Source organism: Nostoc sp. UIC 10890, assembly GCF_054786515.1.
This window is the reverse complement of the sequence record NZ_JBSGKF010000001.1, coordinates 7154453-7172023: the sequence shown is the minus strand read 5'-3', so window position 1 is coordinate 7172023 and position 17571 is coordinate 7154453. Positions and strand designations below refer to the sequence as shown.

At 40.1% G+C, this 17571-nt stretch carries 8 protein-coding genes; 7 read left to right on the top strand and 1 reads right to left on the bottom strand.

Going from position 1 to position 17571, the window contains the following annotated elements:
• Positions 1-48 precede the first annotated feature (48 nt).
• The 7 genes from ACWATR_RS29760 (at position 49) to ACWATR_RS29730 (ending at position 13234) form a co-directional block, all read left to right on the top strand.
• On the top strand, positions 49-3585 hold the full coding sequence (locus ACWATR_RS29760; RefSeq protein ID WP_460339982.1) for a CHAT domain-containing protein: 3537 nt from the start codon (positions 49-51) through the stop codon (positions 3583-3585).
• 50 nt (positions 3586-3635) lie between these two features.
• A complete protein-coding gene (locus ACWATR_RS29755; protein ID WP_460339979.1) occupies positions 3636-5693 on the top strand; it encodes a caspase family protein in 2058 nt (685 codons plus the stop codon).
• Positions 5694-6103: 410 nt separating this feature from the next.
• Positions 6104-6709, top strand: coding sequence for a vWA domain-containing protein (locus ACWATR_RS29750; RefSeq protein WP_460339976.1), 606 nt, complete (start codon positions 6104-6106; stop codon positions 6707-6709).
• A 108-nt stretch (positions 6710-6817) separates the two neighbouring features.
• Positions 6818-7138, top strand: coding sequence for a hypothetical protein (locus ACWATR_RS29745; RefSeq protein ID WP_460339973.1), 321 nt, complete (start codon positions 6818-6820; stop codon positions 7136-7138).
• Positions 7139-7511: 373 nt separating this feature from the next.
• The gene (locus tag ACWATR_RS29740) at positions 7512-8327 is read left to right on the top strand and encodes a tellurite resistance TerB family protein (RefSeq protein WP_460339970.1); all 816 of its coding nucleotides are present in this window, start codon (positions 7512-7514) and stop codon (positions 8325-8327) included.
• Between the two features lie 11 nt (positions 8328-8338).
• Complete coding sequence (locus ACWATR_RS29735; RefSeq protein WP_460339967.1) at positions 8339-10021, top strand: ATP-binding protein; 1683 nt, start codon at positions 8339-8341, stop codon at positions 10019-10021.
• A 165-nt stretch (positions 10022-10186) separates the two neighbouring features.
• A complete protein-coding gene (locus ACWATR_RS29730; RefSeq protein WP_460339964.1) occupies positions 10187-13234 on the top strand; it encodes a CHAT domain-containing protein in 3048 nt (1015 codons plus the stop codon).
• Between the two features lie 441 nt (positions 13235-13675).
• Here ACWATR_RS29730 and ACWATR_RS29725 read toward each other — a convergent pair whose 3' ends face one another.
• A complete protein-coding gene (locus ACWATR_RS29725; protein ID WP_460339961.1) occupies positions 13676-17308 on the bottom strand; it encodes a WD40 repeat domain-containing protein in 3633 nt (1210 codons plus the stop codon).
• Positions 17309-17571 lie beyond the last annotated feature (263 nt).

Genomic DNA, 17571 nt, shown 5'->3' with positions numbered 1-17571 from the left:
CTTAAACGAGAAAATTCACTTTTTTGTAGAGAGCAATTTGCTAATTATATGACTAACTACTCGTTCTTCAAGAAAAAAGCAGACAAATTGCTTGCTCAAGGAATTCAGCTATTTCATACCAGTCAATTTTCAGATGCTTTCGAGGCTTGGCAAGAGTCGCTGAGTATCTATCAAGCAATTGGAGATCGTCAAGGTGAAGTCAACTCAGTTAGTAATTTAGGTAACGTTTTCTACTATCAAGGGGAATATCAAAAAGCGATTGATTATTATCAGCAGTCGTTGGTCATTTTTCAAGAAATAGGCGATCGCCAAGGTGAAGCCGCCTGTCTAGGCAATTTGGGTAATGTTTATGGCTCTCAAGGACAATATCAGCAAGGAATTGATTATCATCAACAGGCTTTGACTATTGCACGGGAAATAGCTGCTCGTGAAAGTCAAGCTGCTTCACTCTGCGGTTTGGGTAATTTTTACAGTAGTTTAGGACAATATCAAGAAGCAATAAATTACCATTCCCAATCTCTGGAAATAGCACAGGAGATAGGCTCTAGTCAAGGGCAAGCTCTTGGTTTGCAGAATCTGGGTGCAGATTACAACTCTTTAGGAAAATACCAGCAAGCAATTGAATACTTTCAAAGGGCTTTAGATATTTTCTGCGATATGGGTGATCGTTACAACCAAGTCAGCACCTTAAATGATCTAGGTAAAGCTTTCTACATTCTAGGACAATACACGCAGGCCATTGAGTACCATCAGCAGGCTCTAGCCATTGCACAGGAAATAGGCGCTTGCAAGCAAGAAGCTGGTACATTAATCGGTTTGGGCAATGGTTTCTACTTTTTAGGACAATACCAGAAAGCCATTGAATGCTATCGGCAATCATTGACTATTTTTCAGGAAATAGGCGATCGCCAACATGAAGCTATTTGCCTCACCAATTTGGGTAATGTTTATGGTTCCCAAGGACAATACGAGCAAGCGATTGAGTACCATCAACAAGCTTTAGCCATTGTACGGGAAATAGGCGCTCCTTACGAACAAGCTTTGTGTTTAGCTAATCTGGGTAATGTTTATGACTCGCAAGCAGAATACCAAAAAGCGATTGATTTCCACCAGCAAGCTATAGCTATTGATCGGAATATACAAGATATTCGCGCAGAAGCAGGTTCCTTAATTAATCTAGGTAATATATACCGTTCTCAAGGAGAATATCACAAAGCGATTGAGTACTATCAGCAGTCATTGATGATCTCTGAGCAGATAGGCGATCTGCAAATTAAAACGAGTGCCCTATGCGGTTTTGGCAATGCTTATAACTCTTTAGCAGAATACCAGAAAGCTATTGAATACTATCAACAGTCTCTAGATATTGACAGGAGCATAGGTTATGGCAGTGGTGAAGCTACTTCCCTGAATAATCTCGGACTTGTTTACTACTCCCAAGGGCAATATCAGCAAGCAATTGAATACTATCAGCAGTCGTTGACTATTTTTCGTGAGTTAGGTAATCCTAAAGGAGAAGCTTCTTGTTTAGGTCATCTAGGGAGTGCTTATGATTCCCAAGGGCAATATCAGCAAGCAATTGAGTACTATCAGCAGCAACTAAAGATCGCACGCCAGATTGGCGATCGGCGAGGAGAAGCCAATGCTCTGGGCGATTTGGGCATTGTTTACCAAAATTTAGGAGAACCCCAGGAAGCGATTAAGTATTCTCAACAGTCTCTAGAGATAGCCTGTAAGATTGGCGATCGCCAAGGGGAAGCCCTTTCTCGAAATCATTTGGGTAATCTTTACAATGGCTTAGGGCAATATGAGCAAGGAATTCAATACCTGGAACAATCTTTAAGCATCCATCGTGAAATTGGCGATCGCGATGGCGAAGCTTCGGTTCTGAACCATTTGGGTGGTGTTTGCTATGCCTTGGGGCAATACGACCAAGCGATTGAGAATTTAAAGCAGCAACTAGCCATTGCAAGGGAAATAGGCGATCGTGACGAAGAAGCCATTTCTCTAGCTAATTTGGGACTTGTTTACGATTATCAAGAAAAATACCAGCAAGCGATTGAGAACTTACAACAGGCGCTAGGTATTGCTCAGGAAATAGGCGATCGCGCTGGACAAGCTAAATGTTTAACCAATTTAGGCTCTACTCTTTTTAACTCTCAGCAGCTTGAAGAGTCAAAGAAGACACTCTATGACGCGATCGAGGTTCAAGAATCTCTAAGAGTGGGATTAGAGGATACCCATAAGGTATCAATTTTTGACAAGCAAGCAGATACTTATACGTGGTTGCAAAAAGTTTTGGTCGCCCTGAATAAACCTAACGATGCACTGGAAATAGCTGAACGAGGGCGTGCGCGTGCTTTTGTGGAGTTACTGACTAAAAGACTAGATGCTAGTGCCAAGGAGCAATTTACCATTACTCGATTGGCTCTGGAAGGAATTCAACAAATTGCCAAGGCTCAAAATGCAACTCTAATTGAATATTCGATTATTTCTGGTTTCTTTAAAATCGAAGGGAAACAAGAATTTAACGAATCAGAACTTTATATTTGGGTAATCAAGCCTACAGGTGATGTTATATTTCGCCAATTTGACCTCAAACCTTTGTGGCAGCAGCAAAATACTTCTTTAGAGAAGATTGTTACCCTCAGCCGCACTGAATCTATTGGTGTAGCGCGTGATGCTCATTGGGTCAGCACAGCTAATGATTCTCCAGCAGACAATCGCTATTTACAACAACTTTATGAAATATTAATTCAACCGATTGCAGATATTCTGCCCAGTAATTCTAACGATCGCGTTATCTTCGCTCCTCAAGGTTCTCTGTTCTTAGTTCCATTTCCCGCCTTACAAGATAGCTCTGGTCAATATCTGATTGAGCGACACACTATTCTGACGACTCCTTCAATTGAACTATTAAATTTAACACAAAAGCAACGAGAAAAAGTTCAGCAAGCAGCTCTCCATGAGGTGGTAGTTGTGGGAAATCCCAATATGCCGAGTTTGCCTCCTCAATTTAGTGATACATCTTTTGAATTAAAACCTCTTGTTGGTGCCGAAAAGGAAGCTCAAGCGATCGCTTCATTGTTGAATACTAAGGCTATTATCGGCTCCCAAGCTACTGAAGCATTTATCGTGCAGCAGATGCCGAAAGCCAGGATTATTCACTTAGCAACTCATGGCTTACTAGATGATGTCCGGGGATTAAGAAGTGCGATCGCTTTAGCTTCTTGTGGCGAGAATGACGGTTGGTTAACAGCAGAAGAAATTCTCAAACTCGAACTCCACGCTGAATTAGTTGTTTTGAGCGCTTGTGATACCGGTCGAGGTCGAATTACAGGTGATGGAGTAGTAGGATTATCTCGCTCGTTTATTTCTGCGGGTGTGTCTAGTATTTTGGTATCTCTTTGGTCAGTACCAGATGATTCTACAGCGTTCTTAATGACTGAGTTTTATCGCAATTTTCAGGAGCGCAAACAGGATAAAGCTGCTGCATTGCGAAGTGCAATGCTCAGGACGATGGAAGAATACCCAAACAAGCCCAGAGCTTGGGCAGCTTTTACACTCATTGGCGAAGCTGATTAAAAGGGAACAGGGAAATATTGATTTCAAATTAAATTGCAAGAGGTAAATTCATGGTAAACAATAATAAATGGGCATTGTTAATAGGTATTAATAAATACCCTAACTTGCCTCCTCATAGGCAACTAAGCGGTTGTGTAAACGATGTCAAATTAATCAATAAAGTTCTGGAAGAAAACTTCAGCTTTGCAGAAAAGAATATCACTTGCTTGCTTGATGAACAAGCCACTCGACAAGGCATATTAACGGCTTTACAAGAGTTAATTGACCGCGTAAACCGCGACGATATTGTAGTTATTCATTACAGTGGACATGGTTCCTGGATGACCGATCGCGAGGGAGACAAACCAGACGGCAAGGACGAAACTATCATGCCTTACGATACTGGACGCGCTCCCCATGAAAACCGGGATATTACCGACGATGAACTCTACGAATGGTTGTTGCGTTTGAGCGAAAAGACCCGGTACATAACCCTGATTTTTGACTCTTGTCATTCAGGAGGAATTGTCCGCGATCCCTTTGGAGCTAGCGATCGCTGGGTTGAACCTGACACTCGTCCGATTGAACAACTTCCGCCATCGCCAGTGTCTACGACTCGCAGTAATGCAGGAACACGGGATATCGGTTCTAGCGGCTGGTTACCGATGAGCGATCGCTATGTTCTCATTGCTGGCTGTACTGCTACAGAGTCATCTTGGGAATACTGCAAACGAGAAGGTAATGGTGAAATTCCTCACGGCGCTCTGACGTACTTCTTATGCAAAGAATTACGCTCAGTTCAGTCAGGCACCACTTACCGAGATATTTTTCAACGTGTCAGCATCCAAGTGACGGCATATAAATCCGTTCAGCACCCACAAATGGAGGGAGCGGAGGATCGGGAGTTGTTCAATGTGCATGATATTGAACCTATGCGGTTTGTATCCATTGGCGATCGCAAAGATAACAAGGTGATTTTACGTGCTGGCGCGGCTCATGGCATGACTGAGAAATCAGAATGGGCAATTTACCCTGAAGCAACCAAGCAAATTGACAAACAAACTCCGAAACTAGGCAAGGTAAAAATTACTGCTGTTCGTGCTGTCACATCTGATGCTGAGATCCTGGAAGAAAATTCACTCGGTGTGATTACTATAGGAAGTCGGGCAACAGAAGAAGCTCATTTTTACTGGGAAATGCACCTAAAAGTGAACATCCAAGTGCCGACTGACTATGATGCGGCTAAAGAAAAGTTGATTGAGCAAATTAAAGAGTCGAAATTACTACGCTTTGCTCAAGATGATGAAACTGCTGATGTAATGGTATATATTATCGCACCTCGAACCGAAGTCAGTTCTGATGCTCCTGTGCCTCAGTTGGGAGTAGTAAATCAACCGACTTGGGTTGTAGTAGGTAACAGTGGTCAGGCGATCATGCCAACTCGTCCTGTAGATGAGGTTGGCGCTACAATTAAGCTGCGAGAAAACTTAGAAAACATTGTGCGATATAAGTCAGTATTAGCTTTAGAGAATGCCAACTCCGAAAGCTTGCTCAATAACAAAGTGAAACTGACTCTGAAGCGACAAACTCCTGATGGCAGCTGGGTAGAAGCTCAACCAGATAATCATAGTGGACAAATTGTTTTTGAAGATGGCGATCGCGTGATTTTAGAGGTCGAAAATCTTCATAAAGATCCCATCTATATCTATATCCTGGACTTAGGATTAGCTTCTGGTGTGACTCAGTTATACCCTATTAAGGGTGCTAATCAAGAGTTTAAACCCGGTAAACACAACATTGGTATACGCGAAGGCGAATACATAGAACTGTACCTGCCAGAAAAATTCCCCTATGTCCCATCTTCTAACGATAGTTCCCTAGTGGGAGGAATTGAAACTTTCAAACTTTTTGCCACAACCTACCGTACTGACTTCAGTTGGTTGCTAAATGAAGGTGTGCGCCAGGGGTTTGGGGAGCAGCCACCGAATATCAACAAGCCCTTGGAACAGTTACTAGATATAGCACTGACTGGGAATGGGAATCGGGAGGCGCGGGTGGTCACTATACCAGCAGATGAAGAATGGACTACGGTACAAAGTTCCTTCTGGCTGCGGGGCAAAATGTTCTAGTCTGAACATGCAAGCGTTTTGGCTTTTCTTCGTGTCATTCGGTTCTGGATAGCTATCTCAATTATTTGGTTTACCAGCGATGGGGCGTGTAAACAATACCAGAACTTTTGGGGAACTTTTAGGTAACTTTTAGGCATTGCAAATATCAAGTTTTGGTGGAATACTTGTTGTGATAAATGATTTGCTAACAATTAAAATACTGTGAAATAAAAAGATTAAAAATAAATTTTACAGAAAATGTAAATGAGTATTTCTCTTTGATAATAAATAAAGAATATTTGATAAATACTCAGTTCAGGTTGATCCAGGTACAGTAAATATTAGGTGAAATAGTTAGGGTTTTCTTATATTTAACTAATCTCGGAATTTTACTGTAAATGCTACATAATTGAAAATAGGAATATCAGTATATGCTAGAAGATCGTGACTATACTTTAATAATTGATAAGAGTGGTAGTATGGCTACCAAAGATCAAAAAGATGGTAAAAGTAGATGGTTGGCAATGCAGGAGTCAACTTTTGCATTGGCTAGTAAATGTGAACAGTTTGATCCGGATGGCATTACTATTTATTTATTTTCTAGCCGATATAAACGCTACGATAATGTTACCTCAAGTAAAGTAATACAAATTTTTCAAGAAAATGATCCTGTGGGTAGTACTGATATGGCAAGTGTACTAAAACATGCAATAAATAACTACTTTGAGCGTAAGTCCGAGGGTCTAACTAAGCCTAATGGTGAAACTATTTTGGTGGTGACAGATGGTGAGCCAGACGATAGCGACGCGGTGGAAAAAGTGATTATTGCAGCTTCTGGTCGGATACAAAAAGATGAAGAGCTGGCAATTTCTTTTATTCAAGTTGGACAGGATATGCAGGCAACTCAGTTTCTGAAGCGACTGGATGATGAACTACAAAAGAAGGGAGCAAAGTTTGATATATGCGACACAATTACAATAGCAGACATAGAAGATATGAGCCTGTCCGAAGTGCTGCTCAATGCAATTATTGACTGAAATAGTATTTACTACATATCCAAAAAAAGACAATATGTAGGGCGATCGATATAAGTTTCAGTTTTTTTCATCCACAACTAAGATTGGTAAAATCGAGGGTAAAAATCAATGAATATAGTAGATAAAGCCTGGGAAATACTCAAAAAATTTGAACCAAATTTAACTCTAGATGTTTTTCTAGAAAAACTAAAACCCACTTTTGAACAGAACAGCAATTTATCTAAAAATGACATTGTGATCAAAATGCTTGAGTACATCAAAAACGACAAACCCTTTGGAGAAATGATAGCGACATCTGCTGAACAAGCTTTAAGCAGGCAAGTTTCAGTAGAGCAAGCTAGCAATAATATCGAAAAGTACGAGCTAACAAATAACAAAGAGAATCCGACAAGTGAAATCAGCACTAAAAAAGAGTCGATAGCGGAGTAGCTATAGTTGTAAAACGCTTGCTAAAATTCAGTAAAAACAACCATTTTATGTAGATAGGTGAAAAATATGTGGGGCATTGTAATTGATGTTGTAGTTTTCTTAGTCGCGTGGGCTGTAGAATTATTTTCCTCAAAGTAACAAGTAGTTTTCTGCTGTTTTTGGATGAAGTAATCTAGACAAAATTAGATAGGCTTGCTAAATAAACCTGTTTTGTCATTTCTAAAAATACAATAATTGTCGGGTTTGTGGGCTTTAATTTCATTTTTGTATTTCTTATATGTTAGAAAACATAATTTAAAACTTAATGAAATTAAAGCCTCATTTTTTTGCTTATCTTGGTGTTTGAAAGTGGAATTAAAACTTTTTCTTAGCTATGAACACTGATCAAGTTAGCTCTAATAAACTTGAAGAACTTATTTCACAATTGGCTCAACAGAAACTCAAGCAAACGGATATCACACCTTTAGTAGTTTTTTTGACAAATTTGGTGGTTATATTGTTTAGCGTAATCAAAGTTAATCGCTCTGTAGAAGATGTCAAGATAGAACAGATCAGAAAAGCTCTGAATCAATTTGATAATTCAGCCAATTATGCTTATCAATTACTACATTTAGTATTTGAAACTTTGCAAAAAAATCCTGTTATTGCCAATGATTTTACCAAAGCGGGGCGAGTGGCAATTTTAACAGATTTGCACTCCCAATCAGAAAAGCTATTATTGATTGGTCTTTGCCATAAAATTCTAGCAGACAATGGAATAATGCATGAGCGTCAGAAAGCCAAATTGTGGCAACTTGCTGACTGGATAAGAATTAAACCGGAACATCTAGAAGTTTTGAAGGCAGGGTTGAGACTTCAAGAAACTACAGTGTCAGGGGAAACAACGTTAGGTAAGGAGAAGTTTTCAGTTGAAACATTAGCTGAGGTCGAATCTTTGCTTAAAGATCCATTCGAGAGTTTAGGTAGTTTATTTGTCGAAGCTGCTTCTGAGATGATGGCAGTTATATCTACTAAATTAAAGCCTTTAAAGGTTTCTCATCCTCCTCAACAGCCTCAGTTGTTAAAAGAAATTTCCCCAAATGCCAAACCTAGCGATATTTTTAAATGGGAACCATCCAAATCAAAAGATACCCCAAAATTGCTAAATGGAGTTTCGTATGAAGACCGTACAGGCATAGCATATCTATAGAATGAGCGACTATGGAATTACCTGAATTACCTTACAATAAATGCAAAAGTGAACTGCGGGATCTTTTACTCTCAGAATATCCTCTAATATTTTTACGTTCTCCAGAAGAAAGTCGAGCCATCAAGTGCGCGATCGAGGCTCACCAATCCTTGATATCTAATTCAGACGTTACAAGCGTTACAAGTGGTGAACTTTTCAAATGGAGTAGTCTCAAAGGCTTTGAGAAAGTCTCCACCGAACCAACCGATCCCAGTAGATTCAAGTACGAACTATTGAGTTCTGCTTCTGGTGGAAAAGTAAGTTCTATTCAGGAAGCCTTGGATTTCTTGCACCTACAGTTACAGAAACTACATGAGGAGTTGTTAGAAAAACAAGTTGTTACTAAATCTGAAATTCAGCATACTTATATATTACCTGAATGGTCAGTGTTTATAGGGCCGGATTCACATCAAGAAGCTCGCCAGCTTAAGGAATTAGTCATTTCCATCGATCAAAAAAGACCTAGGCCAAGAATGACTCTAATTATTTTGAGTACAACTTGGTCAATTCCAGTTATTCTGCGTAACAGTATCCATATTGTAGATTTACCGCTTCCTAATGCGGAAGAACTTTATCAGAAGGTTTTTAAAGTTCCTTTGGAGAAAAAGCTGATTCAGGAAGAAACTGCTAAAAGTCTATCAAAACAAGCCCAAGGAATGCCATTTCAAGCAGCCGAGCAAGCGGCAAGATTGATCAATGTACGACAACTATGGTCAAAACCTGAAGAAGCTGGTCGGTTACTTATAGAAGTCAAAAAACAAGAAATTAGGAAAACTGGGGTTTTAGAATATGATGCACCCCAAGGTCAAGGGTTTAAAAATGTTGGGGGTTTAGAAAAAATTAAAGAGTGGATTCAAGAGCGAAAAAAATGGTTTGAGGAAGATTCCCCCCAACTCAAGCTACGTCCCCGTGCTATTCTTCTAGAAGGTTATCCCGGATGTGGTAAGACCTTTATTGCTAAGGCGATCGCACAAGAATGGGGAGTACCACAAATTAATTTTGACATTTCACGTTTACGATCCAAATATGTTGGCGAATCAGAAGGTAATACATATCAAGCATTAAGAGCAATCGAAGCATCAGCACCTAATATCCTGTTTATAGATGAAATTGAAAAAGCTTTTTCGGGAGTAGGAAACGACGGAGCAGAAGTTTCAACGCGGCAGTTTGGTATGTTTTTATCTTGGTTAAATGATCACAACTACCCCATTTTTGTTATAGCCACTTCTAATGATCGCAGCAAACTTCCAGCTGAATTATTTAGAGCAGGACGCTTCGATGAAATTTTCATCGTTATACCACCCAACACTGAGCAGCGCCAGGATATCATCCGAAAAAAAGCTGAGGATTATAATATTTCCGATATCGATGGAACTATTCTTAATTTATTAGCAAAAAAAACTGAGGGATTTTCAGGAGCAGAATTGGATAAACTCGTGAAGGAAACACTTTATGAGTCTGGCGGTAAAGCACCTATTCAAAATCATTGGGAAAAGGTATTAGATCGAATTAAACCCCAGTATCAAACTCCTAAAATGCAAACTCTCTTAAAGAATTATTCAGAACTAATACGTAGCAACGGCGGAATTCTGGCTTCATCTGACAAAGACTTGAATTTTTTAGAAAAACACCTAATAAGTAGTCAGACAGAATAAATTGAGATACTACCTTTCAAAATTAATGTGTTGGACTACTATCTTTTACAAAAATTATTGAAATTGGTATAAAACTAGCGTCCCATAACGGTTTCAGTGGTAGCGATCGCATTGCAAACATAAATGGATAAAGTTGAGCTAGCAAATATACATGAGCAATTTCAAATGAACATCAACAAACAGCGCTACGAAGCTTATATGCAATTTTTGATGAAGGTATTGCAAGCAACGGATGAAAGCGAGGGAAACCCACAGGTTGTTTATCCGTTGCTGCAAAACAATTTAGAATATTTGAATAAGGATTTTGCAGAAATTTTGCGGCAGTGGGCAACATGGGCAATAAATGTACGGACAACAGTCGAGACAGATGAGGCACAATTCCGTGCAACCGTGATTGGCCAATTTAGCGACCTAATTCAGCAATTTCACTTAGGTGATAAAGCTACCAATATAGAAATTGCCATTGTTGGTTATGAAGCTGTCTTAACTGTATTCACTCGTAACGCCCATCCCAGAAATTGGGCAACGACACAAATTGGTTTGGGCAACGCTTACTGTAACAGAATACACAAAGACAAAGCACAGAATTTAGAATTGGCGATCGCAGCCTTCACCAGCGCCTTAGAAGTATTCACCCACAACGCCTATCCCCAAGAGTGGGCAAAGACACAAATGAATTTGGGATCTGCTTACTTCTACAGAATAGGCGGGGACAGAATTAAGAATTTGGAGTTAGCGATCGCTGCTTCCCGCGCCGCCTTGCAAGTGTTTACCCGCGACGATGCTTATCCCCAAAATTGGGCACAGACGCAAAGTAATCTGGGGACTGCTTACTTATACAGAATACGCGGGGACAAAGCTCAGAATATAGAGGATGCGATCGCAGCTTTTACCGCCGCCTGGGAAGTATTCGCCAGGAATGAGTATCGCTACCAAAGGGCAAAGACGCAAGTGAATCTGGGGATTGCTTACTCTGACAGAATACGCGGTGACAAAATTCAGAATTTGGAGTTAGCGATCGCTGCTTTTACCGATGCGTTAAAAGTTTATCAAACCCATGATGCCTTCCCCGAAGATTGGGCAAAGACGCAAATGAATCTGGGGAAAGCTTACTTGTATAGAACATATGGGGACAAAGCTGAGAATTTGGAGTTAGCGATCGCTGCTTCCACGGCTGCTTTACAAGTTTATACCCCTGATGCTTTTCCCCAAGAGTGGGCAACAACGCAAAATAATTTGGGAATCGCTTACTTTCACAAAATAGAAAAAGAGGACAAAGACAAGGCAGAGAATATAGAATTAGCGATCGCTGCATTCACTGCTGCTAGTGAAATTAGAACCCGCGACGCTTCCCCCCAACAATGGGCAATGACGCAAAATAACTTGGGAAATGCTTACCGTCACAGAATAAGGGGTGACAAAGCACAGAATTTTGAACAAGCCATAGCTACTTACACTCCTATATTGGAAGTTTATACCCGTGACACCTTCCCCGAAAATCATGCTCAAACATTATTTAACCTCGGTCTTGTTTACCTAGATGCACAACAATTTAACTTAGCGTACCAAAACCTTAAGTCTGCTATTGAAACAGTAGAATTATTACGAGAAGAAGTTATTTCTGGCTCGGAAACAAAACGCAAACAAGCAGAACAATGGAATCGCCTCTACCACTGCATGGTGAAAACTTGTCTGGAACTGAACAACATTGTGGAAGCAATAGAATACGTTGAACGTAGCAAAACTCGCAACTTAGTTGAACTTATCCTCAACCGTGATTCTAAAACTATTTTTCCTCCAGATGTCGCCAATCAATTAGAACAACTGCGGCACGAAATTGGCGTAGGACAAGATAATATTCAAAATAGCGAAGCCGAAAATCCAGAAGCTTTAGGGCAACATCTCCAACAATTGCGACAGCAGCGCAATCAATTGCAAGACAAAAAATTGCCAGTAGGTTATGGCTTTAATTTAGAGCATTTTCAAGGAAATTTGGATAAACAGACCGCGATTATCGAGTGGTATATTACCAGTTTTGGCTGGGAGACTTTTATTATTACTCATGACAATATCCAAAGGCTAAATATATGTGTTCAAAATGATAGACTGAGGGTTTTGCTAGGCTATTTTCAAGAGTATATTACAGAATATTTCCAAAACAGAGATGCCTGGAAGAATAGTCTCAACTCTCGCTTAACTCATTTTGCCAAAATCTTACAAATAGAAGACATACTCAAATTAATCCCAACAGCTTGCTCGCGTCTTGTCCTGATTCCCCATGTATTCTTACACCTATTTCCTCTGCATACACTCCCCTTAACTGAGGGACAATTATTATTTGAAAAATTTTCAAATGGTGTAAGTTATGCTCCCAGTTGCCAACTTTTACAACAGATACAACAACGAAAACGTCCAAATTTTGAATCTATCTTTGCCATTCAAAACCCAACAAAAGACCTTGCTTACGCCGACTTGGAAGTAGAACAGATTTTACCTTTGTTCTCTTCCTCCGAAGTATTGTCTAAAAGCCAAGCTACCAAAGCTGAACTATATCAAGCTGCACCAAACCTCAAGGAAGTGAATTATCTTCACTTTGCCTGTCACGGTTATTTCAATCTCATCTCGCCTACAAATTCTTGCTTGCTGTTAGCAGATGCATATGTTTCTTCTGTTCCTGTAGGTGCTGACTCCGAAAAATATCTCAAAAGCTCAAATGGAAGAAACGTAGATTTAAGCAAATGCCTCACCTTAGGTAATCTTTTTGATGGAGTTTTTGACCTTAACCAATGCCGTCTTGTGATTCTTTCTGCTTGTGAAACAGGCTTGATAGACTTTAATAATATGAGCGATGAATATATTGGTTTACCTAGTGGCTTTCTCTATGCTGGAAGTTCTTGTGTAGTCAGTAGCCTGTGGGTAGTAGACGATTCATCTACAGCATATTTGATGATGAAATTCTTGCAGAATCTCCGAGAGGCTTTTACTAGCGGTCAAGATGTTTCAGTAGCAGTGGCGCTGAACCAAGCGCAAAAGTGGCTACGGGATATTACTAACGAAGATTTAGAAAAATGGAAAAGTTTATTGCCACCAGATATTGCTAAAACTAAAACTCGTGAGGCTAGAATAATAAGTTCGCAATCAGAAAATTTTGATCCCAACAAACCATATGCATCTCCTTTTTATTGGGCTGCATTTACTGCTATTGGCAAGTAGGTTGTCATAGTTTTTACCCTCGCCCATTTGTGCCTAGAGTGCCAGTAGCGGTAATTCATGAATTACCGCTACGCAAGAATAAGGTTTTCGGTCACATCTTGCGTAAGTCCTGTAGATTAATACAGCAAATTGCAACTTTATGAGGTACAGATTATTTGAAAGGCACAACATTGTTATGTCCCTATTTGTGTACTTCATTTACCGGAAAAACGCTGAAACTTTTTCACTCTTTTAAAAGCCCATAATTGCTGTGGCAATAGTTTTTTACAAAGAGGGGGAAGGGGAAAGGTAAAAGCCTCGCCCCTTGTGGGCGAAATAATCCAAATTTTATGGGGAAGGTAAAAACCTCGCCCCTTGTGGGCGACCTGTTCACCCCTTTCCCCTTTCCCCTTTCCCCTTTCCCCTTTCCCCTTTCCCCTTTCCCCTTTCCCCTTTAACCTTTTATACTCGCCCATTTTTGCTGATGTGCAGTTCAGTTTCAATCGCCCCTAGAGTTTTAAGAGTGCTAAACGTCGCCTCAGTTAATCCAGTAACTCCGGCGATCTTCATACCCTCGTAAAGTCTTTTACTTCGGAAAGTTCTTATACATTCACCTGTCAAGATATTCCAAATCTTCAGCGTCTCATCTTCACTGCTACTGATTAGAGTATGCCCTTCAGGACTAAAGGTAACTGATAAAACTGCTTGAGTTGCCTGCTGTAAAGTTTTGAGGCATTGACCAGTTTTGACATCCCATAACTTCACTGTTTTATCCATACTACCGCTACTCAGAATTTTTCCATCTGGATGAAAGGCGAGCGATCGCACCCACCCTGTATGTCCTGGAAAAGTTTTCAGGCATTTACCGTCATGGATATCCCATATCTTCATTGTATGATCTCCACTACCACTACTGAGGATTTGTCCGTCCGGGCTAAAGGCGATTGACCACACCCAACCTGTATGTCCTGGCAAAGTTTTCAGGCATTTACCGTCATGGATATCCCATATCTTCACTGTATGATCATGACCACCACTAGCCAAAGTTAGACCGTCAGGGCTGAAGACCAGTGATAAAACTCCGTGGTTTTCTTCATGTAAGGTTCTCAAGCATTTACCGTCATGGATATCCCATATCTTCACTGTATGGTCATGACCGCCACTAGCCAAAGTTAGACCATCAGGGCTAAAGGCAATTGCCCAAATCCAATTCGAGTGTCCTGACAAAGTTTGACAGCATTGACCAGTCTTGATATCCCATATCTTGATCGTCTTGTCTTCACTGCCACTTGCTACAGTACAACCATCAGGACTCCATGCCACTGACCTGATCTCATTGCTATGTCCGATGAATGTTATGAAGCATTCACCAGTGTTCATGTCCCACAATTTCACCGTTTTATTACTACTACTAGCCAGCATTTGGCCATCAGGACTTAGGGCAATTGACCAAATTTGACTACCATATCCCTGCATAGTTTTTAAACATTGACCAGTAGCAACTTCCCACAGTTTCAAAGTTTGGTCATTACTGCCACTTGCTAGGATTTGACTATCTCGACTGAATGCAACTGCTCGGATCATACTATTATGTCCTAGCAAAGTTTTTCGACACTCACCGCTACTGACATTCCATAGTTTGACTGTCTGATCCCAACTACCACTTGCTAGGATTTGACTATCTCGACTGAATGCAACTGAAATTACCCAACCAGAGTGCCCCTGCAAGGTCATCAGACATTTACCAGTTTTAATATCCCATAACTTTACTGTTTTATCGCCACTAGCACTAGCAAGTATGCACCCATTTGGACTGATGGCAACTGACCAAATGCCTTCATCATGTTCTTGCAAGATTCTCAGGCATTGACCAGTGCTAACATCCCACAGTTTCAGTGTTTTGTCCACGCTACCACTAGCTAACACTTTGTCGTCAGGACTCAAAACGACTCCTCTCACCATATTTTGATGTCCTTGCAAAGTTTTCAAGCACTGACCATTAGAGACATTCCATATTTTTACAGTCTTGTCATCACTGCCACTGACCAATATTTTTCCATCTGAACTAAAGACAAGTGACCAGATACCTTGTTCATGTCCTTGCAAGGTATTGAGGCATTGACCAGTTGTGATATTCCAAAGTTTGATTGTTTGGTCTTCACTGCCACTAGCAAGAATACTATTATCATGATTAAAGGCAATTGCTGATACCCAATCAGTATGACCTCTAAAGATGTTTAGCTGTTTACAATCACCAACTTGGTACAACCGAATCTCACTATTCATATCCCCAATAGCTAAAAGTTTTTGATTGGGGCTAAATGCTAATGACAAAACACCACCGAAAGTTTCTGCAAATACAGATTGAGCTAAATTCGTGTGAGTAAAATTTACATTGTGCAAATTCACATTACGTAGATCTGCTTGCCGAACTGTGAGATATGAAAAATCATAATTGCTCAAATCTATCTTCAGAGAACAAAGCAGATTCAGGACGTTTCCCGCTGCATAACTTTGTTCATGATTGAATTTGTTACGCACCTTTAATAAAATTTCGGTTAGTTGATTTTGCAGCTTTTTTTTATTCGCAAAAATAGCGTTCAGCCCATATATAATAGGTTGAATAATCAATCGAAGTTGAATTTCTCTAATATAGTCTTTTGCTGTCGCCTTGATCAAAGCATGATGTCTGAATAAATCAAGATTAAAAGTAGTAATTTCTTCCCAAATATGTTGTACTAATTCATCAGTTATGTATTCCATAACTACAGGTTGCAAAGTAAAAAGTCCAGATTGTTTTTCAACAAGTGTAGGCGTAGCCTTCTCGATTAGGGATCGCCTGAGCAAAGATTCCAGAGTTTCTGGTAATTTTCGAGCTTGTATGGGTGAGATAATATCAGCTTGCAACTCTGATAGTGAAACTGGCTCACGATTAATTGCCAGCCAGTACATTATATTTTTTTCTAAATTTGATAACCGCGAAAACTGTTGCTCTAAAAGTTCGCGGATGTTACCGAAAATAGCCGTATCCTGTTTGATAAATTCAGAAATATTAGCATTAAAAACATCTTGAATTGTCGTCGCCACTATTTTTAAGGCTAAGGCGTTACCTGCATAGCGCTTAACGACTGCTCTCAATTCTGATTCAGAACCAAGCAATCCCTTGAGGGCAAAGATTTTTTGCCCATCCACTACATCTAAACTACTCAGTTGCAATGAGTGAACAGATAGTGCTTGTCCTTCAAGTAAGGCTATGTCTTTTGGTTTTTCGCGAGAAGTTAGCAAAAGGCAACTGTTATGGGCAACTTCTCCTAACCGTCTGATAAGTTGAGCGTATTCCTGATAGCCTTCTCGATAGCTACCAGCGATCGCGCCACTTTGAAGAATAGTCTCAGCATTATCGAGGATAATCAGACAGCGTGAAGAACGCAAGTAATCAATAAGTTGCGAGATTCTGCCGTCTACGCTGTTTGATAAATCAGTTTCTAAAACTTGGGAGTGGGAAAAAAATTGAATTAAGTTAGCCAAAAGCTCGAAAAGTGGTGGAGCATTGTAGAGCGATCGCCAGATCAAGTACTCAAACTGCCCTTGAACTTGTTGAGCTAGTTTAGCAGCCAGAGAGGTTTTCCCAATTCCCCCCATTCCTAACACCGCTACCAATCGGCAACGCTCTTTGATTATCCACTGTTTTAGTGTCTTCAGTTCTGCTATGCGCCCGTAGAATACTGAGACATCAATTGCTTCTCCCCAGTCTGCGTGATTTGGAATTTGGAATTGAGGACTTTGCAAAGAATTATCCAGAGTTTCCCCCATTCCACCTAACTTCAAATATCTGCGCCATCGGCGCTCTAGAGCAGAGTGAAAGTTTTTCTTACTGACTTTCTCGCCCAATACTTGAGTAAGCAGTTTCCAGAGTTCTGGACCGACATGTCGCTTGACATAAGCCACGGAGTAACCAGATGCCGCAGCAATTTGCTCGTAGGTCAGATCCTCCCAAGAGCCTTTTAGAATAGCAATTTCTACTTGAGTCAGCCATCTTCCCGCGTTCACGAATACTGCTTCATTAGCAACTTCCAACGCTTCCTCAAAGTTCATACTTTACTAGGCGAGTTTTATGTAAACTCTACCATATATGTAATTTTACTGGAACTTTACCGGAACTTTACTATATAGACAAGTAATCTTAAATGCTCTAAATTGGAAATTAACAGCTACTACAAACTTTGTTTGAAATAAAAAAAGTAATAATCCGTAGTTTTCATTAGTGACACACTAGAATATCCTTTTTTTGTCAATAAACAATTTTGCTTGAATATGTGGGACTTACACACCATATTAATTGAACACCAGTATAAAAA

Bases quoted from the DNA above. Each gene is read 5' to 3' on its own strand.
- ACWATR_RS29740 (WP_460339970.1), top strand. From the start codon at position 7,512: ATGAACACTGATCAAGTTAGCTCTAATAAACTTGAAGAACTTATTTCA.
- ACWATR_RS29760 (WP_460339982.1), top strand. From the start codon at position 49: ATGACTAACTACTCGTTCTTCAAGAAAAAAGCAGACAAATTGCTTGCT.
- ACWATR_RS29745 (WP_460339973.1), top strand. From the start codon at position 6,818: ATGAATATAGTAGATAAAGCCTGGGAAATACTCAAAAAATTTGAACCA.
- ACWATR_RS29725 (WP_460339961.1), bottom strand. From the start codon at position 17,308: ATGAACTTTGAGGAAGCGTTGGAAGTTGCTAATGAAGCAGTATTCGTG.
- ACWATR_RS29755 (WP_460339979.1), top strand. From the start codon at position 3,636: ATGGTAAACAATAATAAATGGGCATTGTTAATAGGTATTAATAAATAC.
- ACWATR_RS29730 (WP_460339964.1), top strand. From the start codon at position 10,187: ATGAACATCAACAAACAGCGCTACGAAGCTTATATGCAATTTTTGATG.
- ACWATR_RS29735 (WP_460339967.1), top strand. From the start codon at position 8,339: ATGGAATTACCTGAATTACCTTACAATAAATGCAAAAGTGAACTGCGG.
- ACWATR_RS29750 (WP_460339976.1), top strand. From the start codon at position 6,104: ATGCTAGAAGATCGTGACTATACTTTAATAATTGATAAGAGTGGTAGT.